This window comes from Micromonospora sp. NPDC048868 (assembly GCF_043198195.1).
Classification (GTDB): domain Bacteria; phylum Actinomycetota; class Actinomycetes; order Mycobacteriales; family Micromonosporaceae; genus Micromonospora; species Micromonospora reichwaldensis.
Window position 1 is genome coordinate 70,938 of record NZ_JBICUN010000010.1, and the last position, 24,491, is coordinate 95,428.

Genomic DNA, 24,491 nt, shown 5'->3' on the forward strand with positions numbered 1-24,491 from the left:
CGGTCCACCGGTCCGCGTCCCACAAGGGCGCACCCCACACCAGGAGCGAGTCATGGGCGTATTCGCCACCACCGAAGACCCGGGGTCCAGCGGTCACGAACAGGTCGTGTTCTGCCAGGACAAGCAGACCGGCCTCAAGGCGATCATCGGCATCTACTCCACCGCGCTCGGCCCCGCGCTCGGTGGGACCCGGTTCTACCCGTACGCCAGCGAGGCCGACGCCCTCGCCGACGTGCTCGACCTCTCCCGGGGCATGGCCTACAAGAACGCCCTCGCCGGGCTGGACCTGGGCGGCGGCAAGGCGGTCATCTGGGGTGACCCCGAGCGGATCAAGAGCGAGGCGCTGCTGCGTGCGTACGGCCGCTTCGTGGAGTCCCTCGCCGGGCGCTACTACACCGCCTGCGACGTCGGCACCTACGTCGCCGACATGGACGTGATCGCCCGCGAGACCTCGTACGTCACGGGCCGCAGCGTCGAGCACGGCGGCGCCGGCGACTCCTCGATCCTCACCGCCTGGGGCGTGTTCCAGGGCATGCGGGCCGCGGCCGAGCACGTCTGGGGCGCACCGACCCTCGCCGGCCGGCGGGTCGGCGTGGCGGGCCTGGGCAAGGTCGGCAAGTACCTCGTCGGCCACCTGATCGACGACGGCGCCGAGGTGGTGGCGACCGACGTCAACCCGAAGGCCCTGGAGTGGGCCCGCGCCACCCACCCGCAGGTCGCGCTGGTCGACGACGCCGCCGCGCTGGTCGCCGCCGACATCGACGTGTACGCCCCGTGCGCCCTGGGCGGCGCGCTCAACGACGACACGGTGCCGGCGCTGCGCGCCAAGGTGGTCGCCGGCGCGGCCAACAACCAGCTCGCCCACTCCGGCATCGAGAAGCTCCTCGCCGACCGCGGCATCCTCTACGCCCCGGACTACGTCGTGAACGCCGGCGGCGTGATCCAGGTGGCGGACGAGATCGAGGGCTTCAACTTCGACCGGGCCAAGCTGCGCGCGACCCGGATCTACGACACCACCCGGGAGATCCTGCGACTGGCCGACGCCGAGGGCGTGCCGCCGGCCGTGGCGGCGGACCGGCTGGCGGAGCGGCGGATGGCCGACGTCGGCCGGCTGCGCACGATCCACCTGCGCTGAGCGCCCTCGGGGGCGGAGCGGTCGTTCCGCCCCCGGCCCCGGCGGGCGGCCCGTCCCGTTAGGGTGGTTTCGCATGGCTCTGCCCGGTGTCATGGGCGCTCCCGACGCCGCTCCTTACCGGGTACAATCGGTGACGGCCGGATGACCGCGACGCGCGGTGTCGGTCGACGGTAACCCGAGGTGCCGAACGGTGGCATCCCCATGTACCGTAAGAGCCACGAGAGATGCCTGACGTCATCGGGGCCCGCCTTCGGGCTGCCCCGCATTCTGTGCGAGGGGGTCGAGCCATGGGGCGCGGCCGTGCTAAGGCCAAGCAGACGAAGGTGGCCCGGGAGTTGAAGTACCACTCCCCGAACACCGACCTCACCGCCTTGCAGCGCGAACTGGCGGGTGCTGGTAAGTCTGAGCACAACTTCGACGACGACTACAAAGAGTATGTCGACGACGATGATGAGGATCACGCGGACGAAGACCCGGATCCCTGGGTACGTCCGCCCCGCTGACCTCCGGTATCAGCTGAGCACGCGGTGATCGCCCGCGTGCTCACGCATGTGCCCATCGAAGCGGCGCCAAGACCGACGATCAGGGACCTGCCCCGCCCGGAGAGCCTTCCGGACGATCGGCAGGTCCCTGATCACGGTCTGTCTCAGCGGGGGCGGTTGTTCCAGTTGTAGAACGTCGGGATGTTCTCGAAGTGGTTCCAGGCGCACACGGCGCTCGCGCCGTCGCCGCCCGCCACCTCGGCCCGTAGTCGCCGCGCGGCCTCGGCCTCGTGGAGGAGTGCGGTGAGTCCCGGCGCGGCTTCCCGCACCCGGTCGGCGACCTCGTCCGGGGTGTCCGTCCTCCGGTCAGGCTGCCGGTGACTGGTGGTCTCGGGCATGCTCCAACACTCCCTCCAGTAAGTGGATCTTGCTGTTGCGGCAGTGCGCGGTCTGCGTACCGTCGAAACGCCCCTGTTCGAAGTAGCGGTTGGCCGCGTGGCCGCCGCCGCAGAACCCGAAGTAGGGGCAGGACGCACGGCACGCCTCGACGCCGGCGAGGAACTCGCCGACCCAGGGCGTCCGGTCCGCGTGGGCGAGGATCTCGACCAGCGGGGTGGCCAGCACGTTTCCGCTGCTGAAGTCGCCGTACCGGACATCGGTGAAGCCGGCCAGCTCCGGCGAGAGCACGGTCACCGAGCCGTCGTGGCCGACGGTCGGGATCGGGTCCAACCGCCGGGGAAGCAGGTCGTCGGCGCTGCCGTCCAGCACCGCCGCGGCGTACCGCAGCGACCACTCGACCTCGCGCAGGTGGATCCGTGGCTCCCGGCGCCAGGCCGCCACCAGCTCCGCCCAGAAGGCGGTCACCAGCCGCGCGTCGTGGGAGTTGTCGCGGAGGTTGACCCCCTCGGTCTCCTCGATGTTGACGCCCAGCACGTCACAGCCCAGGTCGAGGAAGTAGTCGTACAGCTCGGTGGCCAGGCCCGGCCCGGGGCGACCCACCACCGCCAGCGCCGAGAACGGCAGGCCGTGCCGGCGCAGCGCCGCCACCCCGCGCAGGATCCGGTCGTACGCGGGACCGCCGCCCCGGGTGACCCGGTCGCCGTTGCGTTCCCGCGGGCCGTCCACGCTCACGCTCACCCGCACCCCGTGCTCGACGAAGAACGCGCACCAGGCGTCGTCGATCAGCGTGGCGTTGGTCTGCACGTGGTGCTCGACCCCGGGCCCGAAGGGCGCGATCAGCGCGGCCAGGTGCTCCCGGCCGGCGGCCAGCGGCTCACCGCCGTGCCACACCACCGAGAACCGGCCCGCCGCCGCCCACGGGTTGACCGACACGGCCACCGCCTCGGCCACCGACACCGGCATCCGCCGGTCGGCCGCGCGGAACGGCAGGTAGCAGTAGGCGCAGTCCAGGTTGCACAGGGTGGTGGGCTGCATGACCACGTACGAGGGGACGGCGGCCAGGCCGCGCATCCCGCTGAACGACAGTCCCCGAGCAGCCATTGCCCTCCTCCGCGCCTGAAGGGCTGTCGGGGAAACCGGGCGGGCGGCCCCGACAGCTCTGAGGGTGCCCTTCAGGCTAGGCGGCGACGGCCACTCGGGTGAAGCCCTGATCAGGTGCCCGTACGGTCACCGGGAGTCGATCAGCCCCGGGTGTGCTGGCCGACCATCTGCACGTTGCCGGAGCCCTCGATGATCTCGCCGGCCTGCCACGCGTCGACGCCCCGGCCCGTCAGGGTGGCCAGCGCGCGGTCCGCGTCCTCGGCGGAGACGATCGCGAACATGCCGACGCCCATGTTGAAGGTCGCCTCCATCTCCGGGTCCTCGATCCGCCCCTTGGACTGGATCAGGTCGAAGATCGGCTGCGGCTTCCAGGTGGACCGGTTGACGACCGCGTCGACGTGCTCGGGGAGCACCCGGACCAGGTTGCCGGGGATGCCGCCGCCGGTGACGTGGGCGATGGAGCGCACCTCGGCCTCGGCGATGAGCTTGAGGCAGTCCTGCGCGTAGATCTTCGTCGGGGTGAGCAGCTCCTCGCCGAGGGTGCGCTGCCGGCCGAAGTCGTCGATCACCACGTCGAGCCGCATCCGGCCGGCGCCCAGCAGCACGTGGCGCACGAGCGAGTAGCCGTTGGAGTGCAGGCCGGAGGAGCGCATCGCGATGACCACGTCGCCCACCTCGACCCGGTCCGGGCTGAGGATGTCGCTCTCCTCGACCACGCCGACGCCGGTGGCCGAGATGTCGTACTCGTCGGGGCGGAGCACGCCCGGGTGCTCGGCGGTCTCGCCGCCCAGCAGGGCGCAGCCGGCGTAGCGGCAGCCGTCGGCGATGCCGGCGCCGATCTCGGCGACCTTGTCCGGCACGACCTCGCCGGTGGCGATGTAGTCGAGCAGGAAGAGCGGCTCGGCGCCGCAGGCCACCAGGTCGTCGACGACCATCGCGACCAGGTCGATGCCGACCGTGTCGTGGATGTCCATCTGCTGCGCGATCACCAGCTTGGTGCCCACGCCGTCCGTGGACGAGGCCAGGATCGGGTTCTTGTACTTCTTCGTGTCCAGCCGGAACAGGCCGGCGAAGCCGCCCAGGTCGCCCATCACCTCGGGGCGTCGGGTCTGCTTCACCTTCGACTTGAGCAGCTCGACCGCGCGGTCGCCCGCCTCGATCGAGACCCCGGCGTCCGCGTACGAGACCGAGCGTTTGCGCGCCTGGCGGCCGGTGCCGGCCGTCCAGGGCTGGCGGTCGCCGCCGGCGCCGGACGGGCTGCTTCCTGCGCCGCTGCGCTCGGACACGTGCGTCACGGTTCTCCCCCTTGGTTCTGGCGCCGCGCCGGCGGTGGCCGGGCCGCGCCGGGTGGTGCTACGGGCGGTGTGTGGTCACGCCGCCCGGAGTGGCGACGAGCGGGGCGGTGTGCTCCGGGGTGTCGGCCGCCTGCGCGGCGACCCGCCGGCCCACCCCTTCGAGCACGTGCTTGCCGATCAGGTTGCCGGCGGGCAGCTCGATCGGGTATTCCCCGTCGAAGCACGCACGGCACAGCCGGGTCTTCGGCTGCTCGGTGGCGGCGATCAGGCCCGGGAGCGACACGTAGCCGAGCGTGTCCGCCCCGATGGAGCGCCGGATGCCGTCGTTGTCCAGCCCGTTGGCCAGCAGCTCGGCGCGGGTGGCGAAGTCGATGCCGTAGAAGCACGGCCAGTTGACCGGCGGCGAGGAGATGCGCACGTGCACCTCCAGCGCGCCGGCCTCGCGCAGCATCCGCACGATCGCCCGCTGGGTGTTGCCGCGCACGATCGAGTCGTCGACCACGACCAGCCGCTTGCCCCGGACGTTCTCCCGCAGCGGGTTGAGCTTGAGCCGGATGCCGAGCTGGCGCAGGGTCTGCGACGGTTGGATGAAGGTGCGCCCGACGTACGGGTTCTTCATCAGGCCGGCGCCGTAGGTGATGCCCGACTCCTCGGCGTAGCCGATCGCGGCCGGGGTGCCGGACTCCGGCACCGGGATGACCAGGTCGGCCTCGACCGGGTGCTCCTTGGCCAACTGGCGGCCGATCTGCACCCGGGCGGAGTGCACGTTGCGGCCGGCGATGGTGGCGTCCGGGCGGGCGATGTAGACGTACTCGAAGAGGCAGCCCTTGGGCTCCGGGGCGGCGAACCGGCTGGAGCGCAGGCCGTCCTCGTCGATCGCGATCAGCTCGCCGGGCTCGACCTCGCGGACCACGCTCGCGCCGACGATGTCCAGCGCGGCGGTCTCGCTGGCCACCACCCAGCCGCGCTCCAGGCGGCCCAGCACCAGCGGGCGTACGCCGTGCGGGTCGCGGGCCGCGTAGAGGGTCGACTCGTCCATGAACACGAAGCTGAACGCGCCCCGCAGCCGCGGCAGCACCTCCAGCGCCGCCGCCTCGACCGACAGGTCCGGGCGGCTGGCCAGCAGCATCGTCACCAGGGAGGTGTCGTTTGTCGAGCCGTCGGCGACCAGGCCCCGCTCGGCGACCTCGCGCTGGAGCTCCGCGGTGTTGACCAGGTTGCCGTTGTGGGCCAGCGCGATGGTGGTGCCGGAGGTGGTGGACCGGATCGTCGGCTGGGCGTTCTCCCACGTGGAGCCGCCGGTGGTGGAGTAGCGGGCGTGCCCGATCGCCACGTGCCCGCGCAGGCTGGCCAGGGTCGGCTCGTCGAAGACCTGGGCGACCAGGCCGAGGTCCTTGTAGACCACGACGCCCGAGCCGTCGCTGACCGCGATGCCCGCGGCCTCCTGGCCACGGTGCTGGAGGGCGTAGAGCCCGAAGTAGGTCAGGTTGGCGACCTCCTCCCCGGGCGCCCAGACGCCGAAGACGCCGCACGCGTCCTGGGGGCCTGGTCGTTGGGGATCAAGGTCGTGGCTCAGCCGGCCGTCGCCTCGGGGCACCTGCGCTCCCTCATGCTGATCTGGACCGGCCTTGCGGAATCACGCGGGGGGCGGATCCGCACTCCTCGGCCGGGACCACTGTCGTCGCCTGACAGTGTACGCGAATCCGTGTCGATACAGAAAGTCACGATCCGGCTCCGAGGTGTGACCGGTCGATGCGTATCGCCCCAGCTAGAGCGGCAGGTGCGCGGAGAGATCCGCCCGGATTCCGCTCACCCGTACGCGACCCTGGGTGATCGCGTCGGCCCAGTCGAGCCGTCCGGTGGCCACCGCCAGCCAGGTCTCGGGCTCCATCTCGACGACGTTGGCAGGGGTGCCACGGGTGTGTCGGGGACCGGGAACGCACTGAACTGCGCCGTAAGGTGGGACACGCACCTCCACCGATCGGCCGGGGGCGCGCTCCGCGAGGACGGTCAACAGGGCACGGACCGCCTCCCGGAGGACCGGTCGTTCGGGCGTACGCCCCTCGTCGAGCGCCGACAACGCCGCCGCGACCGCGGCGGACTTAGTGTGCGGAGAGGACACGACGGGACGATACGGCTTCGGCGCGCCGCGCCTGACGCTGGCCCTGGGTCGCGCCGATCCGGTCAGACAAGGCATAGTTGCCGACGGCGTATTCGTACCGTGATGATCCCCGGCCCGGCGCCCCGCCGCCGAGGGAAGTCAGTCCGGAAGGGCGGTGGACGTGTCAACACACCGACGTGCCTGGAAGCAGCGGGCCGGTGTGGTCGTGGCGCTGGTTGTCGGCGCTCTGCTCGCCGCCCCCGCCACACCAGCCCTGGCCGCGGACGTCGCCGTGTCGCCCGGCTCGGTCACCGTCAACGCCGGCAGCGACACCGCCGTCACCGTGCAGGTGACCCCCCGCGAAGGCGACGAGAAGATCCAGATCAGCCTCGCCGGCCTGCCGGGCGGCGTGAGCTGCGCGGGCGGCTGCGGAGAGATCAACGTCAACAACGACCGGCCGAGGTCCCAGCTGCTGCGGATCAGGGCCAGCGACAACGCCGGCGACGCCAACGTCACCGTGACGGTGGCGGCCGAGGGCGACAAGTCCGGCGCCGGCACCGCCACCTTCCAGCTCGGCGTCAAGGGCCGGGCCCAGCCGTCCCAGCCGCCCCAGACGCAGACCGTCAAGTCGGTCTCCGGCAAGGTGGTCGTGCAGGCGAACGGCAAGGCCGTGCCGAACGCCGTGGTCATGCTCCAGGACGGCGCCGGCAAGAAGATCGACACGATCAGCGACGACGACGGTAACTTCCGCTTCTCCGGCAGCAGCGAGAAGCCGATCGCGCCCGGCCGGCTCGCCATCGGTGCCAGCGTCGGTGAGGTCTACGCCACCAAGAGCTTCGACGCGTCCGCCGGGCAGAGCGTCACCGGCCAGCGCATCGCGCTGGCGATCAAGGTCGAGACGACCCCGAGCCCCACCCCGTCGGCCAGCGAGGAGCCGCTCCCCTCCGACGAGCCCGTCGAGGAGACGCCCGAGGAGAGCACCGAGGCGACCCCGGGCGCGGCGGCCAACGCCAGCAACGAGGACTCCGGCGGCATGGGCTCCTGGCTGATCATCCTGCTCGGCGGCCTGCTCGTCGCCGCCGGTGTCGGCACCATCGTGCTGCTCCTGATGCGGCGCAAGGACAACGGCGACGAGGCCGACGACGACGCCCCGGCGGGCGCCGCGGCCGGTGCGGTCCCGGCGGCCCGCGGGGCGTTCCGGGGCGCGGACGACCAGACCCGGGTGGTCAACCGGGTCGGCACCACGCCGGATCCGACGATGGTGGGCGGCACCGCGCTCAGCGACGCCCCCACGATGATGCACCGCCCCGTGGTCGACGACGTGCCGCCGGACCCGTACGGCGCTCCCCCGCAGCCCTACGGCGCGGCGGGCAACCAGCAGGGCTGGGGCGGCAGCGGCTACGGCGACGAGCCGGCCGGCGCGGGTGGCTACGGCGGTGCCGGCTACGGCAACGCGCCCGCCTCCGGCGGCGGCTACGGCAGCGGCGGCTACGGCAACGCGCCCTCGTCCGGGAGCGGCTACGGCAACGCGCCCGCCTCGGGCGGCGGCTACGGCAGCAACGACTACGGCGCTCCGGCAGGCGCGGCCGGCACGGCGGGTGCCGCGGGCTACCCGCCGGCGGGCGGTGGCCGGGGCCACGGCGAGCGGTACGACGAGCCGACCGGCCGCTACACCGGCGACGCCACCCAGTACCCGGCCCCGGCCGACCCGTACGCCACCGGCGTCTACCAGCCGGAGCAGGGTCAGAGCTACGGCCAGTCCGACCCGGGCGCGTACGGCCGGGGCGGCGAGCAGACCGGCGGTTACGACCAGCCGGGCGGCGGCTACGAGCGGGGCGGCTACGGCCAGTCCGGCGGCTACGGCGGCCAGGAGCCCACGGCGCCACGCGGCGGCTACGGCCAGTCGGGCGGCTACGACCAGCCCACCTCGTACGACAACCAGGGCGGCTACGGCCAGGGCGGCTACGGTCAGGAGCCCCCGCAGCAGCGCGGCGGCTACGAGGACCGCGACGGCTACGGCCAGGGTGGCTACGGCCAGCCGGGCGGCTACGACGACCCGCAGACCGGTCGCGGTCGCCCGGACGGCCCACCGCAGCAGGACCGGGGTGGCCGCCGGCTGGACTGGCTGGACGACTGACCCGTTCGGGGTTGGCCCCGAACGACACAGCACCACGGCGAGGGCCGTCCGGATCCCCGGGCGGCCCTCGCCGCCGTTCCGGCCCGCCCCGACCGGGTCGGGCGTACGGTCGCGGGGAGGTCAGGCGGCGGAGAAGACGCCCTGCCGCAGCAGCGGGACCACGTCCGAGACGCCGACCCGGACGGCGACCTCCACGTCCCCGGCGAAGCCGCCCTCGATGAGCTCGCGGCCGGACACGCTGCCGCAGACCGCGGCGGGCACGTCGGGGGTGCTGGCGAGCGCGGCGAGGGCCATGGCCGCCTCCACGGAGAGGCCGCCGGGCACACCCGACAGGGCGTCCAGCACGCAGGCCGCCCCGAGCTGGTCCTCCACGCAGGGGCGCAGGGAGCCGTCCGGCCAGCGTTCGCCCGAGGCGATCACGCCGATCGGCGCGTCCGTCGAGCCGTACCCCTGCTGGTCGAGCCAACGCCCGACGGCTTGCGCGTTACGCAGGCAGGCCGCGACCACCGGCAGTCCGGTGGCGCTGGCCGCCGCGCTGATCGCCGAGCCGTTCGGCGACGGCAGCACGAGGTCGGCGACGACCGGTGCGGTGGTCAGCGCCGCCGACGAGAGCGACCACGGGTGCTCCGGGGTCGTCTGCCGGCGGCCCACCGCCGCGACCGCGCCGACCCGCCGCGCGTAGTCGGCGGCCTGCTCGCCCCACGGGAACGGGTGCACCCGCATGCCGCGCCCGACCGCGACGTCCACGGCGGTGGTGAACGACAGCACGTCCACCACCACCAGCACCGCGCACACCCGGCCCAGCTCGGCCGCCCCCGTCAACCCCCAGTCGAAGCGGGCGCCTGACCCGGGTTGGACGTGGACGGCCGCGGCCACCGCCTCAGCGCTGACCGGGCTCGGTGTCGCCGGGCTCGGGAGCCGACGCCCCGCCGGCCTCGGCCGGCCGGTCGGCGGCCTCGGCCGCCGGCTGCTCCGGGCCGGGCGCGACGGCCTCCGCCGGGGCTGCCGCCTCGGCTGGGGCCACCGGCTCGACGGCACCGGTCGACGGAACCGGCCCGGCCGACGCGATCGGCTCGCTCACGACGGCCGACGGGTCCACCGGCTCCACGCCGGCCGATTCGGCGACGGGCAGCGGCACGGCCTCGACGGCACCCGCCACACCGGTGGCCGGCGCGGGCACCTCGACGACCCCCGCGCCCCCGAAGAGGCGCGGCAGCGTCTCGCTGTGCGCGGCCCGCAGCTCGTCCAGGCCGATGCGGAACTGGCCGTGCACCTCCAGCGCACCGCCGGTCGGGTCGGTGACGCCGATCAGCTCGAACGGCACGCCGCGCTCGGCGCAGAGGGCGGTGAACGCCTTCTCGTGGCCGCGCGGCACCGACACCAGGGCCCGGCCGGCGGACTCGCTGAACAGGTAGACGAACGGCATCGAGCCGCCGTCGAACCGCTCCGGCACCGCGATCCGGGCGCCGACGCCGCGCCGCAGGCAGGACTCCACCAGGCTCTGCGCGAGGCCGCCGTCGGAGAGGTCGTGCGCGGCGCTCAGGTGCCCGACCCGCGCGGCCTCCGCCAGCAGGTCGGCCAGGAGCCGCTCGCGGGCCAGGTCGACCTGCGGGGGTACGCCGCCGAGGTGCTCGTGGGTGACCCAGGCCCACTCCGAGCCGGAGAGCTCCACGTGCGTCTCGCCGAGCAGGAAGATCTGGTCGTGGTCGCCGCTCGGCCGGGGCACGAAGCCCATCGGCACCCGGTCGGCCACGTCGTCGAGCACGCCGAGCACACCGACCACCGGGGTCGGGTGGATCGGCGCCGCGCCGGTCTGGTTGTAGAAGCTGACGTTGCCGCCGGTGACCGGGATGCCCAGCTCCGCGCAGCCGTCCGCCAGGCCGCGGACGGCCTCGGCGAACTGCCACATCACGCCCGGGTCCTCCGGCGAGCCGAAGTTGAGGCAGTTGGTGACGGCGATCGGCTTCGCGCCGGTGACGGCCACGTTCCGGTACGCCTCCGCCAGCGCGAGCTTCGTGCCGTGGTACGGGTCGAGCCGCGCGTACCGGCCATTGCCGTCCACCGACAGCGCCACGCCCAGCCCGGTCCGCTCGTCGATCCGGATCACGCCGGAGTCCTCCGGCTGGGCGAGCACGGTGTTGCCCAGCACGTAGCGGTCGTACTGCTCGGTGACCCAGGTCTTGTCGGCCAGGTTGGGCGACGCGATCATGCGCAGCACGGTCTCGCGCAGCGCGTCCGGGTCGGCCGGCCGGGGCAGCGTCTCCGCGCGGTCGGCCTGGAGCAGGATCAGGTCGGCCGGCTCGCGCATCGGGCGGGCGTAGACCGGGCCGTCGTCGACCAGCGAGCCCGGCGGCACGTCCACCACGAGCTGGTCGTGCCAGGTGATCAGCAGCCGGCCCGGCTGGCCGTCCGGCGCCGGCGGGGTGACCTCGCCGATGGCGGTGGCCCAGACGCCCCACTTCTCGGCGGTCTTGAGCACCGCTTCGAGCTTCTCCGGCTCGACGACCAGCAGCATCCGCTCCTGGGACTCGCTGGCCAGGATCTCGTGCGGCTCCATCGAGGCCTCGCGCAGCGGCACGCGCTCCAGCCAGACCCGCATGCCGGTGCCGGCCGCCGCGGCGGTCTCGGTCAGCGCGCAGGTCAGGCCGGCGCCGCCGAGGTCCTGGATGCCGACGACCAGCCGGGCGTCGTAGAGCTCCAGGCACGCCTCGATGAGCAGCTTCTCCATGAACGGGTCGCCGACCTGCACCGACGGGCGGCGCTTCTCGCTGCCCTCGTCGAAGGTGGCGCTGGCCAGCACCGACACGCCGCCGATGCCGTCCCGGCCGGTCCTGGCGCCCATCAGCACGACGACGTTGCCCGGGCCGGCGGCGGCCTTGTTCTGGAGCCGGTCGACCGGCAGCACCCCGAGGCAGAGCGCGTTGACCAGCGGGTTGCCCTGGTAGCAGGGGTCGAAGACGACCTCGCCGCCGATGTTCGGCAGGCCCAGGCAGTTGCCGTAGCCGCCCACGCCGGCGACCACGCCGGGCAGCACCCGGGCGGTGTCGGGGTGGTCGGCGGCGCCGAAGCGCAGCGGGTCCATCACCGCGACCGGACGGGCGCCCATGGCGAGGATGTCCCGCACGATGCCGCCGACGCCGGTGGCCGCGCCCTGGTAGGGCTCGACGAAGCTCGGGTGGTTGTGCGACTCGACCTTGAAGGTCACCGCCAGCTCGTCGGAGACCTGCACGACGCCGGCGTTCTCGCCGATGCCGGCGAGCAGCCGGTCGCTCGGCGGGGCCTTCTCGCCGAACTGCCGCAGGTGCACCTTGCTCGACTTGTAGGAGCAGTGCTCGCTCCACATGATCGAGTACATCGCCAGCTCGGCCTGGGTGGGCCGCCGGTCGAGGATGTGCCGGATCCGCTCGTACTCGTCGTCGCGGAGCCCCAGCTCGGCGTACGGCTGGAGCTCACCGGGGGTGTCCCCGGCGCGCGGCACGGTGTCCAGTCCGTCGGCCCAGTCGGCGGTCGCCGGCCCGGGACGTCCGGCCGGCGGCACGACGCCGGCCGGACGCGGCTCCACCGGCTGCGCCGGGGCGGCCGGGAAGGCCTCCGGGTTATCCCGTACCTCGTCCGGATGGGTGGTCATGACCTCTCCTCGCTGCGCTCGCGTCCGCCCGACGGGCGGGTGAGCCGACCGATGATGCCGCGCACGGTCACGCCGGCGTCCCCACCAGGTGCTTGAGCACCGAGGTGAAGAAGCCGAGACCGTCCAGGGAGGGGCCCGTGAGCGCCTCCACCGCGTGCTCGGGATGCGGCATGATGCCGACCACGTTGCCGGCGGGGTTCGTGATCGCGGCGATGTCGCGCTGCGACCCGTTGGGGTTGCCGCCGACGTAGCGGGCGACCACCCGGCCCTCGGCTTCGAGCTGGTCCAGCGTCGCGGTGTCGGCGACGTAGCAGCCCTCGCCGTTCTTGACCGGGATCAGCACCTCCTGGCCGGGCTGGAACGCGTTGGTCCACGCGGTGCCGGCCGACTCGATGCGCAGGACCTGGTCGCGGTTGCGGAAGTGCAGGTGCTGGTTGCGGGTGAGCGCGCCGGGCAGCAGGTGGGCCTCGCAGAGGATCTGGAAGCCGTTGCAGATGCCGAGCACGGGCAGGCCGCCCCGGGCCGCGTCCACGATCGTCCCCATCACCGGGGCGAACCGGGCGATGGCGCCGCAGCGCAGGTAGTCGCCGTAGGAGAAGCCACCGGGCAGGACGACGGCGTCCACCCCGTGCAGCTGCGGGTCACCGTGCCAGAGGCGGACCGGTTCGGCGCCCGCGATCCGGACGGCCCGGGCCGCGTCCCCGTCGTCGAGCGAGCCGGGGAAGGTGACCACACCCACCCGGGCGGTCACGAGCGTGCGTCCACGGTCTCGTCGGCCTCGGCCACGCGGACCGTGAAGTCCTCGATGACCGGGTTGGCGAGCAGCTTGTCGGCGATCTCCCGGGCCCGGTCCAGGTCCGGTTCACCGGTGAATTCGATCTCGATCCGCCTGCCGATCCGAACCGAGGCGACGTCGCTGACGCCGAGCCGGGGCAGCGCGTTTGCGACGGCCTGGCCCTGGGGATCGAGGATCTCGGGCTTGAGCATGACGTCGACGACGACGCGAGGCACTGGGCACTCCTGACTGTGTACGCAGTTGGGTGCCTACCCACAACGGGCGAGCGCAGCCAGCCTACCTGGCAGATACCGCCCCGGACGCACCGGCCGGACGCAGTTCAGGCGGTGATCGACATTCCCGGCGCGGGGCCCCGGGACCGATGCGGGTTCGTTGCGATCCCGATGCCCATCCGTTGCCGACCGACCCGTTTCGCCCCGCAACGCCGGATCGTCAGGGGGCCGCCCGCCGCCCCGCCCGCCATACCGTCTCATCCATCATTTCCGATGGATCTCTTGTGAACGACATCTCAGGGGCCCTACCGTACATCGTCGTACGTCGATCGGCCGTCGGGCCACCCCGCCCGCCGGCCGACAGCTCGACCCGGTGAACCCGGGCCCCACCCCGAAGGAGCCCCCATGCGCATCCGATCCATGGTCGCGGTGCTGGCCACCGCAGCGGCCGGCCTGCTCGGCGCCAGCTCCGGCGCCCTCGCCGCCCCGGCCGGCCCGCAGCCGATCATCGGCGGCAGCACCGTCTCGTCGGCCCCGTGGGCCGCCGCCGTGCTCAGCAACGGCTCGTTCACCTGCTCCGGCACCATCATCGCGCCGCAGTGGGTGCTCACCGCGCGGCACTGCGTGAACGGCACGATGTCCGTCCGGGTCGGCAGCGTGAACCGCACCTCCGGCGGCCAGACCCGCACCGTCAGCGCCAGCTACAGCCGGTACGACCTGGCCCTGCTGCGCCTGTCCAGCTCGGTGAGCACCTCGTACGTCACGCTCGCCAACAGCAACCCGCCGCTCAACTCGACCAACTCGATCTACGGCTGGGGCATGACCTGCTACAGCGGCTGCTCCGCCTCGACCCAGCTGAAGACCGCGTCGGTCCGGGTGACCAGCAACAGCGCCACCGACGCGTACGGCGGGCAGGCGATCCGGAGCACCCGGATCAACGGCAACGCCTGGCGGGGCGACTCGGGCGGCCCGCAGTTCTACAACGGCGCGCAGGTCGGCGTCGCCTCCACCGCCGACGGCCAGAGCATCCAGAACTACGGCAGCGTCGCGTACAACCGGGCCTGGATCACCCAGACTGCCGGTGTCTGACGGTTAGCGCCGCGCTAGGCGCGGATGGTCGGCAGCGCGCCGGCCGTCCGCGCCGCGCCGTTTTGCAGCATCCGATCAGGTGAACACGGCTCACGATCGGGTGCGCGCAACCCTGAGACCATCGGAAACGTGCTGGTCGTGACGACGGAGCAACTACCCGGGTACGAGATCCGCCAGATCCTCGGCGAAGTGGTGTCATCGATGGCCAGGACGCGGAACCCGTACCGCGAGGGGGTCAAGAACCTGCGCGGTGGCGCGTACGACCCGATGGCCCCGGACAACCTCACCCGGTGGCGTACGGACTCGGTGGCCCGGCTCGGCGAGGAGGCCCGCCGCATCGGCGCGAACGCCGTGGTGGGGATGCGCTTCGACAGCCGCGACTGCGGCGAGATGTGGATGGAGATCTGCGCGTACGGCACGGCCGTGGTCGTGGCGCCCAAGATGCCCGACGTCATGCCGCCCGACCAGCCGCTGGTCGCCGCGGAGACCGCGCACGACCCCGCCTTCGCCGAGTCCCCGGGTGGCATCGCCGAACCGGCGAGCGCCCCCAACCTCCGCTCGGCCGCCGAAACCCCCACCAGAGACTGACCCACCCACCCCCCCCCGGCCCCACCCCCCGGCCCGCCCCCGGTGATCATGAGGTTAACGGCGAAGTTGATCTCAAAACCCGCCGCCAACCTCATGATCACCGGGACTTGAACAGGGGGCCGGAGGGGTGGGGTTGGGGGTTAGAGGATGGGGGGTGGGGTGTAGGTGGCGGCCTGGGGGTGGGCGTCCACTACCGTGGCGATGCGGCGGGCGACCGCCTCGACCTGGGCCGGGGCGGCGCCGACGAAGGCGGTACGGTCGGCGACGAGGATGTCGATCTCGGCGCGGGTCAGGCCCAGGCGGCCGTCCTGCGCCAGGCGGTCGAAGAGGTCGTTCTCGGCGGCGCCCTTCTCGCGCATGGCCAGGGCCACCGCGACCGCGTGCTCCTTGATCGCCTCGTGCGCGACCTCGCGGCCGACGCCGCGCCGGACCGCCGCCACCAGGATCTTCGTGGTGGCCAGGAACGGCAGGAAGCGCTCCAGCTCCCGGTTGACGACCGCCGGGTACGCGCCGAACTCGTCCAGCACGGTGAGGAAGGTCTGGAACAGCCCGTCGGCGGCGAAGAACGCGTCCGGCAGGGCGACCCGGCGGACCACCGAGCAGGAGACGTCCCCCTCGTTCCACTGGTCGCCGGCCAGCTCGCCGACCATCGACAGGTAGCCCCGGATGATCACGGCGAACCCGTTGACCCGCTCGCTGGAGCGGGTGTTCATCTTGTGCGGCATCGCGCTCGAACCCACCTGGCCCGGCTTGAAGCCCTCGGTGGCCAGCTCCTGGCCGACCATCAGCCGGATGGTGGTCGCCAGCGACGACGGGGCGGCGGCGATCTGGGCGAGCGCGGAGAGCACCGCCAGGTCGATCGAGCGCGGGTAGACCTGGCCGACGCTGTCGAGCACGCGGCTGAAGCCGAGGTGCCCGGCGACCCGGCGCTCCAGCTCGGCCACCTTGTCGGCGTCGCCGTCGAAGAGGTCGAGCTGGTCGGCGGCGGTGCCGACGGGGCCCTTGACGCCCCGCAGCGGGTACCAGTTGATCAGGTCGTCCAGCCGCTCGTACGCGATGAGCAGCTCCTCCGCGGCCGACGCGAAGCGCTTGCCCAGCGTGGTGGCCTGCGCCGCGACGTTGTGCGAGCGGCCGGTCATGACCAGGTCGGAGTGCTCGACGGCGAGCCGGGACAGCCGGGCCAGGGTGGCGACCACCCGGTCCCGGATCAGCTCGAGTGAGCGGCGCACCTGGAGCTGCTCGACGTTCTCCGTGAGGTCACGGGAGGTCATCCCCTTGTGCACGTGCTCGTGCCCGGCGAGCGCGCTGAACTCCTCGATCCGGGCCTTCACGTCGTGCCGGGTGACCCGCTCCCGCTCGGCGATCGAGGCCAGGTCGACCTGGTCGAGCACCCCCTCGTACGCCTCGACCACGCCGTCGGGCACTCCGATGCCGAGGTCCCGCTGGGCCCGGAGCACGGCGAGCCAGAGCCGCCGCTCCATCCGGATCTTCTCCTCCGGCGACCAGAGGGCGACCAGTTCGGGCGAGGCGTACCGGTTGGCGAGCACGTTCGGGATCGTCGTCACGGCGCTCATTCTCCCGGACCCGCCCGCACCGCATCGGCAGGGTTGCCGGCTGGCTATGGTGATCACCCTGCTGAGCCGACTGACGGGAATGAGGAAGAGTGCCCAGACTTACCGGCAGGGTCGCCCTGGTCACCGGCGGTAGCCGCGGCATCGGCGCCGCCGTCGCACGGCGGCTGGCCGAGGACGGAGCCCACGTCGCGTTCACCTACCGCAGCGCGGAGGAGAACGCGAAGGCCGTCGTCGCCGACATCACGTCGTACGGCCGCACCGGCCTGGCGATCCGCGCCGACAGCACCGACGGTACGGCGATCGTCGACGCGGTCGAGCGCACCGTCGCCGAGCTGGGGCGGCTGGACATCCTGGTCAACAACGCCGGGGTGTTCTCGTCCGGGCCGATCGGACAGGTCGGCCTCGACGATCTCGACCGGGCCATCGCCGTCAACGTGCGCGGGGTGTACCTCGCCACCCAGGCGGCGGTACGCCACCTGCGCGACGGCGGGCGGATCGTCAACATCGGCAGCAGCTTCGCCAGCCGCGTACCGGCTCCCGGGGTGAGCGTCTATGCCATGACCAAGACCGCCGTCAACGGCCTGACCAGGGCGCTCGCCCGCGAACTCGGCCCGCGCGGGATCACCGTCAACCTGGTCCTGCCCGGTTCCACCGACACCGACATGAACCGCGCGGACAGCGCCGGCGCGGACGCCCAGCGGTCACACATCGCCCTCGGCCGCTACGGCACGCCGGAGGACGTGGCGGCGACGGTCAGCCACCTGGTGGGCGAGGGCGGCCGGCACATCACCGGCGCGTCGATCGCCATCGACGGCGGCGCCACCGCCTGACCCGGCGGGCGGATGCGAGACCCGGGCGAACGGCCTGGAACTTGCCCCATCTGCCGGTCCGGCCGCGGTCAGTCGACCGACTGACCGCGGCCACCATTCGCGCCGCCCCTGTCCCGCGCGGGTCACCAGGCGGGGCGGGCGGCCGGATCGAGGGCGAGGTCCCGGAGCTGCTCCGGGGTGAGCACGAACCGCCCGTCGACGCTGTGCAGCCAGATCCTGATCCAGGTGCCGTCGGGGTACAGGACGTCGACCCGCCGGTAGTGCATCACGGCCCCACCCCCATAGGCTTCCCAGACGCGCGTGGTCTCCCGGACGCGTGCGCCGTCCGGCCCCGTCGACAGGCCGCACGAGTCGACGATCTGCTTCCCGCAGTCCATGACGTCGCGGTTCAGGCCCGGCTGCGGCTCGGCCAGGGCCAGGACGGACAAGTCGTTGCTGAACGCTCCGGCGCGGTCGACCGGGTAGGCGCGCACCGAGAAACCGACATTGCGGAAGTCCTCGGACGCGCCCCCGACCGGCGCATCACCGGCCGGACCGGTCGGAACGACGCCGCGGCGCCCCGCGGCCGGTGGCATCCACCGGACTCCGGGCGCCCGCGCCTCGACGGCCGCCGCCACCCCGTCCCGGTAACGCCCGGCCGCCTCCGTGGGCAGGTCCTGGTTGCTCTTGCGGTGCGGGGGCCGCGAGGCGGATGCCGTGGCTGCCGGCTGCATGTCCGGACGGTCGACCACCAGGCCCGCGCCGAGCACCAGCGCGAGGACCCCACCGGCCGCCGAGGCGTACGCCCCGAGTCGGCGGGTGCGTACCAGCCGGCGCTGCCGCAGGATCACCCCGTCCAGGTCGATCGAGGAGGGCGGCGCGTCGCCGATCGCCGCATCGAAGATCTCCCGGTACGTCACGCGAACCTCCCCGTGCTCAGGGCCGGCTGGTCAGCGGCCAGCAGGCGTAGCGATTCCAGTGCTCTGGCGGCCTGGCTCTTCACCGTGCCGGTGGTGATGCCGAGGATCTGCGCGGTCTCCTCCACGGAGAGGTCGCAGTAGTAGCGCAGCACCACCACGGCGCGCCGCCGCTCGGGCAGCTTCCCGAGCAGGTCGAGAAGCAGCTCCCGGTCGGCCAGGTCGGGCTCGGTGTCCGGCGCGGCGTCGTCGGGGACCTCGTCGGTGCTGCGTTCACGCCGCCACGGCCGCCGTCGCTCGTCCAGCCAGGCGCGCGTGAGCACCTGCCGGACGTACGCGTCGACGTTCTCCGCCGCGCGGACCCGGGTCCAGGCCCGGTAGAGCTTGCCCAGGGTGATGGAGACGAGGTCGTCGGCTGTGTGCCAGTCCCGGCAGAGCAGGTACGCCGTGCGGCGCAGATGCTCCAGCCGGGCCTCGACGAACTGCCGGTACTCGTCCTCGTCGGCCGACTTCACGCGTTCCGCCTTCGTCGCCTCATGCCCAGGGGACGGAGCGCGGGGCCGGGCGGGTTGCCCGGCCCCGCGTCTGCGGATCAGGTGCCCGGCTCAGCGCTCCAGGATCGCGGTCACGCCCTGGCCGCCGGCGGCGCAGATGGAGATCAGGCCCCGGCCGCTGCCCTTGTCGGCGAGCAGCTTCGCCAGGGTCGCCACGATCCGCCCGCCGGTGGCCGCGAACGGGTGCCCGGCCGCCAGCGACGAGCCGTTGACGTTCAGCTTCTCCCGGTCGATGGCGCCGAGCGGGGCGTCCAGTCCCAGCCGGTCCTTGCAGAACTCCGGGGACTCCCAGGCGGCGAGGGTCGCCAGCACCTGCGAGGCGAACGCCTCGTGGATCTCGTAGAAGTCGAAGTCCTGGAGCGTCAGCCCGGCCCGGGTCAGCATCCGGGGCACCGCGTACGCGGGGGCCATCAGCAGCCCCTCGTCGCCGTGCACGAAGTCGACGGCGGCGGTCTCCGACCAGGAGAACCACGCCAGCACGGGCAGGCTGTGCGCGCGGGCCCACTCCTCGCTGGCCAGCAGCACCGTCGAGGCGCCGTCGGTAAGCGGCGACGAGTTGCCGGCCGTCATGGTCGCCGCCTCGGCGTCGGGCCCCTTCGCGCCGAAGACGGGCTTCAGCGAGCCGAGCTTCTCCAGGCTGGTGTCGGGGCGCAGGTTCGCGTCGCGGGTCAACCCGAGGTAGGGGGTCAGCAGGTCGTCGAAGAACCCCCGGTCGTACGCGGCGGCGAGCCGCTGGTGCGAGCGCAGGGCCACCTCGTCCTGGGCCTGCCGGTCGATCTGCCAGCGCAGCGCCGTGCGGGCGGCGTGCTCCCCCATCGACAGCCCGGTACGCGGCTCCGCGTTGCGCGGGATCTCCGGCTTGAACGGCTGGGTGGGGCGCAGCTTCGCGGCGATCTTCAGCCGCTCGCCGAGGGTGCGGGCGCTGTTGAGCCGGAGCAGCGTGCGGCGCATCTCCTCGTTGACGGCGAGCGGCGCGTCGGAGGTGGTGTCCACGCCGCCGGCGATGCCGACGTCGATCTGCCCGAGGGCGATCTTGTTGGCGACCAGGATGGCCGCCTCCAGCCCGGTGCCGCAGGCCTGCTGGATGTCGTACGCGGGGGTGTGCGGGTCGAGCTTCGAGCCGAGCACGACCTCGCGGGTCAGGTTGAAGTCCTTCGCGTGCTTGAGCACCGCGCCGGCCACCACCTCGCCGACGCGCTGGCCGGCCAGGCCGAACCGGGCGACGAGCCCGTCCAGCGCGGCGCCCAGCATGTCGGCGTTCGACGCGCTGGCGTACCGCGAGTTGGACCGCGCGAAGGGGATGCGGTTGCCGCCGATGACCGCCACCCGCCGGATGCTCTGCACGATCCCGCCTCCTCGAAAGACTTGCCCTCAACCTACTCGCCAGTAGGCTACGCCTATGACCGACAGGTACGCGACCTTCGTCCGATCGGGAGCCGGCCGCACGCTGGTCAAGCGCCTCGGGCTGCCCGACCCGCCGCGACTGCGCCGGCACACCCCCGGCGATCCCATCGTGCCCGGCCCCGTCCTGCTGGGCGCCGCGACCGGCGGCCGGCTCGCCGAGCGGGCCGGCAAGGTCCTGACCGCCGCCGGGGTCGAGCTGCGCGACCCCGGCGCCGTGGAGTCCACCGAGCGCTTCGCCGCCCTGGTGTACGACGCCACCGGCATCACCGACTCCACCGAGCTGCGCCAGCTGTACGACTTCTTCCACCCGCGCGCCCGGTCGGTGCTGCCCAGCGGCCGGGTCGTCGTGCTCGGCACCCCGCCCGACGAGTGCGGCTCTCCCCGGGAGGCGACCGCCCAGCGGGCCCTGGAGGGGCTGACCCGCAGCATCGGCAAGGAGTTCGGCCGGGGCGTCACCGCCCAGCTCGTCCACGTCACGAAGGACCCGGACGCCGGCACCTGGACGAGCGTGGAGGCGACCCTGCGGTTCCTGCTCTCCGGCCGGTCCGCGTACGTCTCGGGGCAGGTGGTCCGGGTCGGCGCCGGCACGGCCGGGGCGCCGGCCGACTGGGACCGCCCGCTGGACGGGCAGGTCGTCCTGGTCACCGGGGCGGCCCGGGGCATCGGCGCGGCGCTGGCCCGGGTGCTGGCCCGCGACGGGGCCCGGGTCGTCGCGCTGGACATCCCGGCGGCCGGGGACGAGCTGGCGGCGGTCGCCAACGAGATCGGCGGCACCGCCGTCCAGCTCGACCTGACCGCCTCCGACGCCCCGCAGCGGCTCGCCGAGCACCTGGCCGAGCGGCACGGGCGGGTCGACGTGGTCGTGCACAACGCCGGGATCACCCGCGACAAGACCCTCGGCCGGATGGACGCCGACCGGTGGGACTCGGTGCTCGACGTCAACCTCTCCAGCCAGGAGCGGATCAACGACGTGCTGCTGGAGCGGGAGCTGATTCCGGCCGGCGGCCGGATCGTCTCGGTCTCCTCGATCGCCGGCATCGCCGGCAACCGGGGCCAGACCAACTACGCCACCAGCAAGGCGGGCGTGATCGGGCTGGTCGAGTCGCTCGCCCCGGCGCTGCGCGAACGGCAGATCAGCGTCAACGCGGTCGCCCCCGGTTTCATCGAGACCCGGCTGACCGCGCGCATCCCGCTGGTGATCCGCGAGGCGGGCCGGCGGATGAACAGCATGTCCCAGGGCGGGCTGCCGGTGGACGTCGCCGAGACCATCGGCTGGCTGGCGTGGCCGGCCTCCGGCGCGGTCAGCGGCAACGTCGTCCGGGTCTGCGGCCAGAGCCTGCTGGGGGCGTGATGGCGAGGAGAGGACAACCGGCGCCGGACCCGGACGACCTGTCGGTGCACGAGCTCATCGACGGCCCGACCGAGATCCTGTCGCAGGACACCCTGGACGCGATCCGCGGCCCGGCGGCGTCCGGCCACGACCTGAGCCTCGAAGAGACGCACGACCTCTCCGCCTCCGCCGCCGAGGCGACGCGGGACCTCTCGGGCGGGGGCCCGGCCGCGACGGGTGCCCGGGAGCGCGTCGAGCTGCCCCGGATGCCGGCCGCCGGGGCGCTCTACCGGCGGGCGCTGCTCGGCGCGATGCCCGGCCTCGGCGGCGGGCGGCGGTCGGCGGGCGTCCCGGCGGTCGAGCTGGCCGTCGGCAGGATCGCCGTCGACCGGACGCACCTCGCCGACTACGACCGGGTCTGCGGGTTCCGGCTCACCGACCGGCTGCCCGCGACGTTCCCGCACGTCATGGGCTTCCCGCTGGCGCTGCGGCTGATGACCACGCCGGAGTTCCCCATCCCGCTTACCGGCGTGGTGCACGTCGGCAACCGGATCACCGTGCACCGCCCGGTCACCGCCGACGAGACCCTCGACTTCCGCGCATACGCCGAGAACCTGCGCCCGCACGACCGGGGGCGGCAGGTCGACGTGGTGCTGGTCGGCTCGGTCGACGGGGCGGAGGTCTGGCGCGGCGTCTCGACGTACCTCGGCAGGGAGGGCAAGCGGGGTGGCGGCGGGCGGCGCGAGCAGGCCGGGCGGCCCGCGACGCCGGCCGGTTCTGCCCGCTGGCGGGTCGATCCCCGCGTCGGTACGGACTACGCGCGGGTCTCCGGCGACCACAACCCGATCCACACCTCCCGCCTCGGCGCGCGGCTGTTCGGCTTCCCCCGACCGATCGCGCACGGGATGTGGAGCAAGGCCCGCTGCCTGGCCGCGCTGGAGAACCGGCTGCCGGACGCCTACACGGTCGAGGTGGCCTTCAAGCTGCCCGTGCCGCTGCCGAGCACGGTGAGCTTCGGCCTGCTGCCGGACGGCGGGTTCGCCCTGCACGACTCGCGCGGCCGACCGCACCTGGCGGGCCTCGTGCGCTGAGGCGCCCCCGCCGAAGCTGGGTACGCCCCTGCCGGATCCCGTCCCGGACTTGGCAGGGGCGTTCTCGTGCGCTAAGTTCTTCTCAGATCGAGATGTTCTCAGAATGAGAGAGACATGGTTGACGAGCAGGACTTCCTGGCCGCGTACGACCCCGGGGCCTACCCGTCGGTCGCCGTGACCGTCGACGTGGTGGCGCTGACCATCCGGGACGGCGCGTTGCACCTGCTGCTGATCCGGCGCGGCCAGCCGCCCTTCGAGGGGCGGTGGGCGCTGCCCGGCGGCTTCGTCCGCCCCGACGAGGACCTCGCCGCCGGCGCCCGACGGGAGCTGGCCGAGGAGACCGGGCTCGGCGGCGAGGGACTGCGCCGCGTACACCTGGAGCAGTTGGGCAGCTACGGCACCCCCGACCGCGACCCGCGCATGCGCGTCGTCTCGGTCGCCCACCTCGCGTTCGCCCCCGACCTGCCCGACCCGGCCGCCGGCACCGACGCCGACGAGGCCGGCTGGCTGCCGGTGACCGCGCTGGCCAACCGGCAGCTCGCCTTCGACCACGGCCGGATCATCGACGACGCGCTGGAGCGGGCCCGGTCCAAGCTGGAATACACCCCGCTCGCCACGCGCTTCCTCGCCGGCGAGTTCACGATCAGCGAGCTGCGCGCCGTCTACGAGACGGTCTGGGGCCACCCGCTGCACGCCGGCAACTTCCACCGCAAGGTGCTCTCGGTGCCGGGCTTCGTGGAGAGCACCGGCACCAGCACCGAGCGCGGCGGCGCCCGGGGCGGCCCCCGCGCCAAGCTCTACCGGGCCGGCGACGCCCGGCTGCTGCACCCGGCGCTGCTGCGCCCCGCCCGGGAGGAGACGGTCCGATGAGGACCGCCGACGCCATCCGCCTGGTCGCGGCGGCCCGCACCGACACCGACCTGTTCGGCACGGACCAGCCGGCCCGGCGCTACCGCGAGCTGGTCGCGGCCCTGCACCCCGACCGCCTGCCGGCCGACCCGGCGGTACGCGCCGAGGCCACCGACGCGTTCGTCCAGGTCACCACCCGCTGGCGGGCCCGACAGGTCACCGTCCTCGGCGACTACCGACTCGGCACGCCGGCCCACTCGGGCGACCTGGCCGACCTCTACGACGTCGGAGCCGACCGGCTGCTCAAGCTGCCCCGGCGACCCACCGACAACGACCTGATGGCCCGCGAGGCGCACGCCCTGCGCACCATCGCCGAGCGCGGCGACCCGCGCTACCTGCCGTACGTGCCCCGGCTGGTCGAGGAATTCCGGCACCTCGACGCCGCCACCGGCGCCGAACGGCGGATCAACGTGCTCGCCACCGCGCCCGGCCTGCACGACCTCGACGAGGTGCGGCGCGCGTACCCGGACGGGCTGGACGCCCGCGACGTGGCCTGGATGTGGCGCCGGCTGCTGGTGGCGCTCGGCCTGGCCCACCGGGCGGGCATCGTGCACGGCGCGGTCCTGCCGCCGCACGTGCTGATCGAGCCGGACGGGCACGGCGTGGTGCTTGTCGACTGGTGCTTCTCCGCCCCCGTCGGCAGCACGATCCCCGCGCTGGTGCCCGGCTACGACGCGAACTGGTACCCCGACGAGGTCCCCCGGAAGCGGCCCTGCGGGCCGGGCACCGACATCGCCATGGCCAGCGGATGCATGAGCTGGCTGATGGGGCCGCGCGCGCCCCGCGAGCTGGACGCCTTCGCGCGGGGCTGCCGCCAGCGGGCCCTGGACGCCCGGCCCGACGACGCGTGGCGGCTGCTGCGCGAACTGGACGAGGTGCTGGACCGGCTCTACGGGCCACGCACCTTCCGACCCTTCACTCTCAACCCCTAAGGAGCTGT

Annotated in this window: 23 protein-coding genes; 10 read left to right on the forward strand and 13 right to left on the reverse strand. The window is 73.5% G+C overall.

Annotation, left to right across the window (positions count from 1 at the left end):
* Positions 1-52: 52 nt before the first annotated feature.
* Both ACGFNF_RS17820 and ACGFNF_RS17825 read left to right on the forward strand, forming a co-directional pair.
* The gene (locus ACGFNF_RS17820; RefSeq protein WP_393169086.1) at positions 53-1,135 is read left to right on the forward strand and encodes a Glu/Leu/Phe/Val dehydrogenase; all 1,083 of its coding nucleotides are present in this window, start codon (positions 53-55) and stop codon (positions 1,133-1,135) included.
* A 287-nt stretch (positions 1,136-1,422) separates the two neighbouring features.
* Positions 1,423-1,638, forward strand: coding sequence for a DUF3073 domain-containing protein (locus ACGFNF_RS17825; protein ID WP_089002617.1), 216 nt, complete (start codon positions 1,423-1,425; stop codon positions 1,636-1,638).
* Positions 1,639-1,781: 143 nt separating this feature from the next.
* Here ACGFNF_RS17825 and amcA read toward each other — a convergent pair whose 3' ends face one another.
* From amcA to ACGFNF_RS17850, 5 genes are all read right to left on the reverse strand, one after another.
* The gene (gene amcA, locus ACGFNF_RS17830; protein WP_393169088.1) at positions 1,782-2,015 is read right to left on the reverse strand and encodes a multiple cyclophane-containing RiPP AmcA; all 234 of its coding nucleotides are present in this window, start codon (positions 2,013-2,015) and stop codon (positions 1,782-1,784) included.
* Positions 1,984-3,087 carry a cyclophane-forming radical SAM peptide maturase AmcB gene (gene amcB, locus ACGFNF_RS17835; RefSeq protein WP_393169326.1) on the reverse strand — a complete coding sequence of 368 codons (1,104 nt, stop codon included), beginning with the start codon at positions 3,085-3,087 and terminating at the stop codon, positions 1,984-1,986. Before amcB ends, amcA begins: the two co-directional genes overlap by 32 nt.
* A 170-nt stretch (positions 3,088-3,257) precedes the next feature.
* The gene (gene purM, locus ACGFNF_RS17840; protein WP_132235146.1) at positions 3,258-4,412 is read right to left on the reverse strand and encodes a phosphoribosylformylglycinamidine cyclo-ligase; all 1,155 of its coding nucleotides are present in this window, start codon (positions 4,410-4,412) and stop codon (positions 3,258-3,260) included.
* A gap of 58 nt (positions 4,413-4,470) precedes the next feature.
* Positions 4,471-6,009, reverse strand: coding sequence for an amidophosphoribosyltransferase (purF, locus tag ACGFNF_RS17845; RefSeq protein ID WP_132235148.1), 1,539 nt, complete (start codon positions 6,007-6,009; stop codon positions 4,471-4,473).
* 171 nt (positions 6,010-6,180) lie between these two features.
* Positions 6,181-6,534: a sterol carrier family protein gene (locus ACGFNF_RS17850; RefSeq protein ID WP_225852315.1), complete on the reverse strand. Its 354-nt coding sequence runs from the start codon at positions 6,532-6,534 to the stop codon at positions 6,181-6,183.
* Between the two features lie 160 nt (positions 6,535-6,694).
* Here ACGFNF_RS17850 and ACGFNF_RS17855 point away from each other — a divergent pair, with 160 nt between their 5' ends.
* The gene (locus tag ACGFNF_RS17855) at positions 6,695-8,650 is read left to right on the forward strand and encodes a hypothetical protein (RefSeq protein ID WP_393169091.1); all 1,956 of its coding nucleotides are present in this window, start codon (positions 6,695-6,697) and stop codon (positions 8,648-8,650) included.
* 120 nt (positions 8,651-8,770) lie between these two features.
* Here the strand turns inward: ACGFNF_RS17855 and ACGFNF_RS17860 are convergent, their stop codons facing one another.
* From ACGFNF_RS17860 to purS, 4 genes are all read right to left on the reverse strand, one after another.
* On the reverse strand, positions 8,771-9,526 hold the full coding sequence (locus ACGFNF_RS17860; protein WP_311412118.1) for a 2-phosphosulfolactate phosphatase: 756 nt from the start codon (positions 9,524-9,526) through the stop codon (positions 8,771-8,773).
* A 4-nt stretch (positions 9,527-9,530) separates the two neighbouring features.
* The gene (purL, locus tag ACGFNF_RS17865) at positions 9,531-12,278 is read right to left on the reverse strand and encodes a phosphoribosylformylglycinamidine synthase subunit PurL (RefSeq protein ID WP_393169093.1); all 2,748 of its coding nucleotides are present in this window, start codon (positions 12,276-12,278) and stop codon (positions 9,531-9,533) included.
* 67 nt (positions 12,279-12,345) lie between these two features.
* On the reverse strand, positions 12,346-13,029 hold the full coding sequence (gene purQ / locus ACGFNF_RS17870) for a phosphoribosylformylglycinamidine synthase subunit PurQ (RefSeq protein WP_151457114.1): 684 nt from the start codon (positions 13,027-13,029) through the stop codon (positions 12,346-12,348).
* Positions 13,026-13,289 (reverse strand): phosphoribosylformylglycinamidine synthase subunit PurS, encoded by a 264-nt coding sequence (gene purS, locus ACGFNF_RS17875; protein ID WP_121397234.1) that lies wholly within the window; start codon positions 13,287-13,289, stop codon positions 13,026-13,028. The genes purQ and purS overlap by 4 nt, the downstream gene beginning before the upstream one ends.
* Before the next feature lie 402 nt (positions 13,290-13,691).
* On the opposite strand from purS, the gene ACGFNF_RS17880 reads away from it, so the two are divergent.
* Both ACGFNF_RS17880 and ACGFNF_RS17885 read left to right on the forward strand, forming a co-directional pair.
* A complete protein-coding gene (locus tag ACGFNF_RS17880) occupies positions 13,692-14,375 on the forward strand; it encodes a trypsin-like serine protease (RefSeq protein ID WP_132235154.1) in 684 nt (227 codons plus the stop codon).
* Positions 14,376-14,399: 24 nt separating this feature from the next.
* Positions 14,400-14,963, forward strand: a complete 564-nt coding sequence (locus ACGFNF_RS17885) for a YbjQ family protein (protein ID WP_311412114.1) — start codon at positions 14,400-14,402, stop codon at positions 14,961-14,963.
* A 140-nt stretch (positions 14,964-15,103) separates the two neighbouring features.
* Here ACGFNF_RS17885 and purB read toward each other — a convergent pair whose 3' ends face one another.
* On the reverse strand, positions 15,104-16,528 hold the full coding sequence (gene purB / locus ACGFNF_RS17890; protein WP_393169096.1) for an adenylosuccinate lyase: 1,425 nt from the start codon (positions 16,526-16,528) through the stop codon (positions 15,104-15,106).
* A 98-nt stretch (positions 16,529-16,626) separates the two neighbouring features.
* Between purB and ACGFNF_RS17895 the strand changes: the two genes are divergently transcribed.
* Positions 16,627-17,367: an SDR family NAD(P)-dependent oxidoreductase gene (locus ACGFNF_RS17895; protein WP_393169098.1), complete on the forward strand. Its 741-nt coding sequence runs from the start codon at positions 16,627-16,629 to the stop codon at positions 17,365-17,367.
* 122 nt (positions 17,368-17,489) lie between these two features.
* On the opposite strand, the gene ACGFNF_RS17900 is transcribed toward ACGFNF_RS17895, so the two are convergent.
* The 3 genes from ACGFNF_RS17900 to ACGFNF_RS17910 all read right to left on the reverse strand — a co-directional run bounded on the left by ACGFNF_RS17900 (position 17,490) and on the right by ACGFNF_RS17910 (position 20,161).
* A complete protein-coding gene (locus ACGFNF_RS17900; RefSeq protein WP_393169100.1) occupies positions 17,490-18,266 on the reverse strand; it encodes a hypothetical protein in 777 nt (258 codons plus the stop codon).
* The gene (locus ACGFNF_RS17905; RefSeq protein WP_393169102.1) at positions 18,263-18,778 is read right to left on the reverse strand and encodes a SigE family RNA polymerase sigma factor; all 516 of its coding nucleotides are present in this window, start codon (positions 18,776-18,778) and stop codon (positions 18,263-18,265) included. Before ACGFNF_RS17905 ends, ACGFNF_RS17900 begins: the two co-directional genes overlap by 4 nt.
* 90 nt (positions 18,779-18,868) lie before the next feature.
* Entirely contained in the window at positions 18,869-20,161 is a 1,293-nt protein-coding gene (locus ACGFNF_RS17910; protein WP_393169104.1) for an acetyl-CoA C-acetyltransferase, read from the reverse strand.
* A 55-nt stretch (positions 20,162-20,216) separates the two neighbouring features.
* Here ACGFNF_RS17910 and ACGFNF_RS17915 point away from each other — a divergent pair, with 55 nt between their 5' ends.
* The 4 genes from ACGFNF_RS17915 (at position 20,217) to ACGFNF_RS17930 (ending at position 24,483) form a co-directional block, all read left to right on the forward strand.
* Positions 20,217-21,572 (forward strand): 3-oxoacyl-ACP reductase, encoded by a 1,356-nt coding sequence (locus ACGFNF_RS17915; protein ID WP_393169106.1) that lies wholly within the window; start codon positions 20,217-20,219, stop codon positions 21,570-21,572.
* Between the two features lie 245 nt (positions 21,573-21,817).
* On the forward strand, positions 21,818-22,642 hold the full coding sequence (locus ACGFNF_RS17920; RefSeq protein WP_393169328.1) for a MaoC/PaaZ C-terminal domain-containing protein: 825 nt from the start codon (positions 21,818-21,820) through the stop codon (positions 22,640-22,642).
* Positions 22,643-22,756: 114 nt separating this feature from the next.
* On the forward strand, positions 22,757-23,512 hold the full coding sequence (locus ACGFNF_RS17925) for an NUDIX domain-containing protein (RefSeq protein ID WP_393169108.1): 756 nt from the start codon (positions 22,757-22,759) through the stop codon (positions 23,510-23,512).
* Complete coding sequence (locus ACGFNF_RS17930) at positions 23,509-24,483, forward strand: serine/threonine protein kinase (protein ID WP_393169110.1); 975 nt, start codon at positions 23,509-23,511, stop codon at positions 24,481-24,483. Before ACGFNF_RS17925 ends, ACGFNF_RS17930 begins: the two co-directional genes overlap by 4 nt.
* Positions 24,484-24,491: the final 8 nt, after the last annotated feature.

What these genes read in the sequence shown, in the direction of transcription:
- purL (WP_393169093.1), bottom strand. Translation starts at nt 12,278, where the DNA reads ATGACCACCCATCCGGACGAGGTACGGGATAACCCGGAGGCCTTCCCG.
- ACGFNF_RS17880 (WP_132235154.1), top strand. Translation starts at nt 13,692, where the DNA reads ATGCGCATCCGATCCATGGTCGCGGTGCTGGCCACCGCAGCGGCCGGC.
- ACGFNF_RS17820 (WP_393169086.1), top strand. Translation starts at nt 53, where the DNA reads ATGGGCGTATTCGCCACCACCGAAGACCCGGGGTCCAGCGGTCACGAA.
- ACGFNF_RS17925 (WP_393169108.1), top strand. Translation starts at nt 22,757, where the DNA reads ATGGTTGACGAGCAGGACTTCCTGGCCGCGTACGACCCCGGGGCCTAC.
- ACGFNF_RS17920 (WP_393169328.1), top strand. Translation starts at nt 21,818, where the DNA reads ATGCCGGCCGCCGGGGCGCTCTACCGGCGGGCGCTGCTCGGCGCGATG.
- ACGFNF_RS17915 (WP_393169106.1), top strand. Translation starts at nt 20,217, where the DNA reads ATGACCGACAGGTACGCGACCTTCGTCCGATCGGGAGCCGGCCGCACG.
- ACGFNF_RS17885 (WP_311412114.1), top strand. Translation starts at nt 14,400, where the DNA reads ATGGTCGGCAGCGCGCCGGCCGTCCGCGCCGCGCCGTTTTGCAGCATC.
- ACGFNF_RS17825 (WP_089002617.1), top strand. Translation starts at nt 1,423, where the DNA reads ATGGGGCGCGGCCGTGCTAAGGCCAAGCAGACGAAGGTGGCCCGGGAG.
- amcB (WP_393169326.1), bottom strand. Translation starts at nt 3,087, where the DNA reads ATGCGCGGCCTGGCCGCCGTCCCCTCGTACGTGGTCATGCAGCCCACC.
- ACGFNF_RS17930 (WP_393169110.1), top strand. Translation starts at nt 23,509, where the DNA reads ATGAGGACCGCCGACGCCATCCGCCTGGTCGCGGCGGCCCGCACCGAC.
- amcA (WP_393169088.1), bottom strand. Translation starts at nt 2,015, where the DNA reads ATGCCCGAGACCACCAGTCACCGGCAGCCTGACCGGAGGACGGACACC.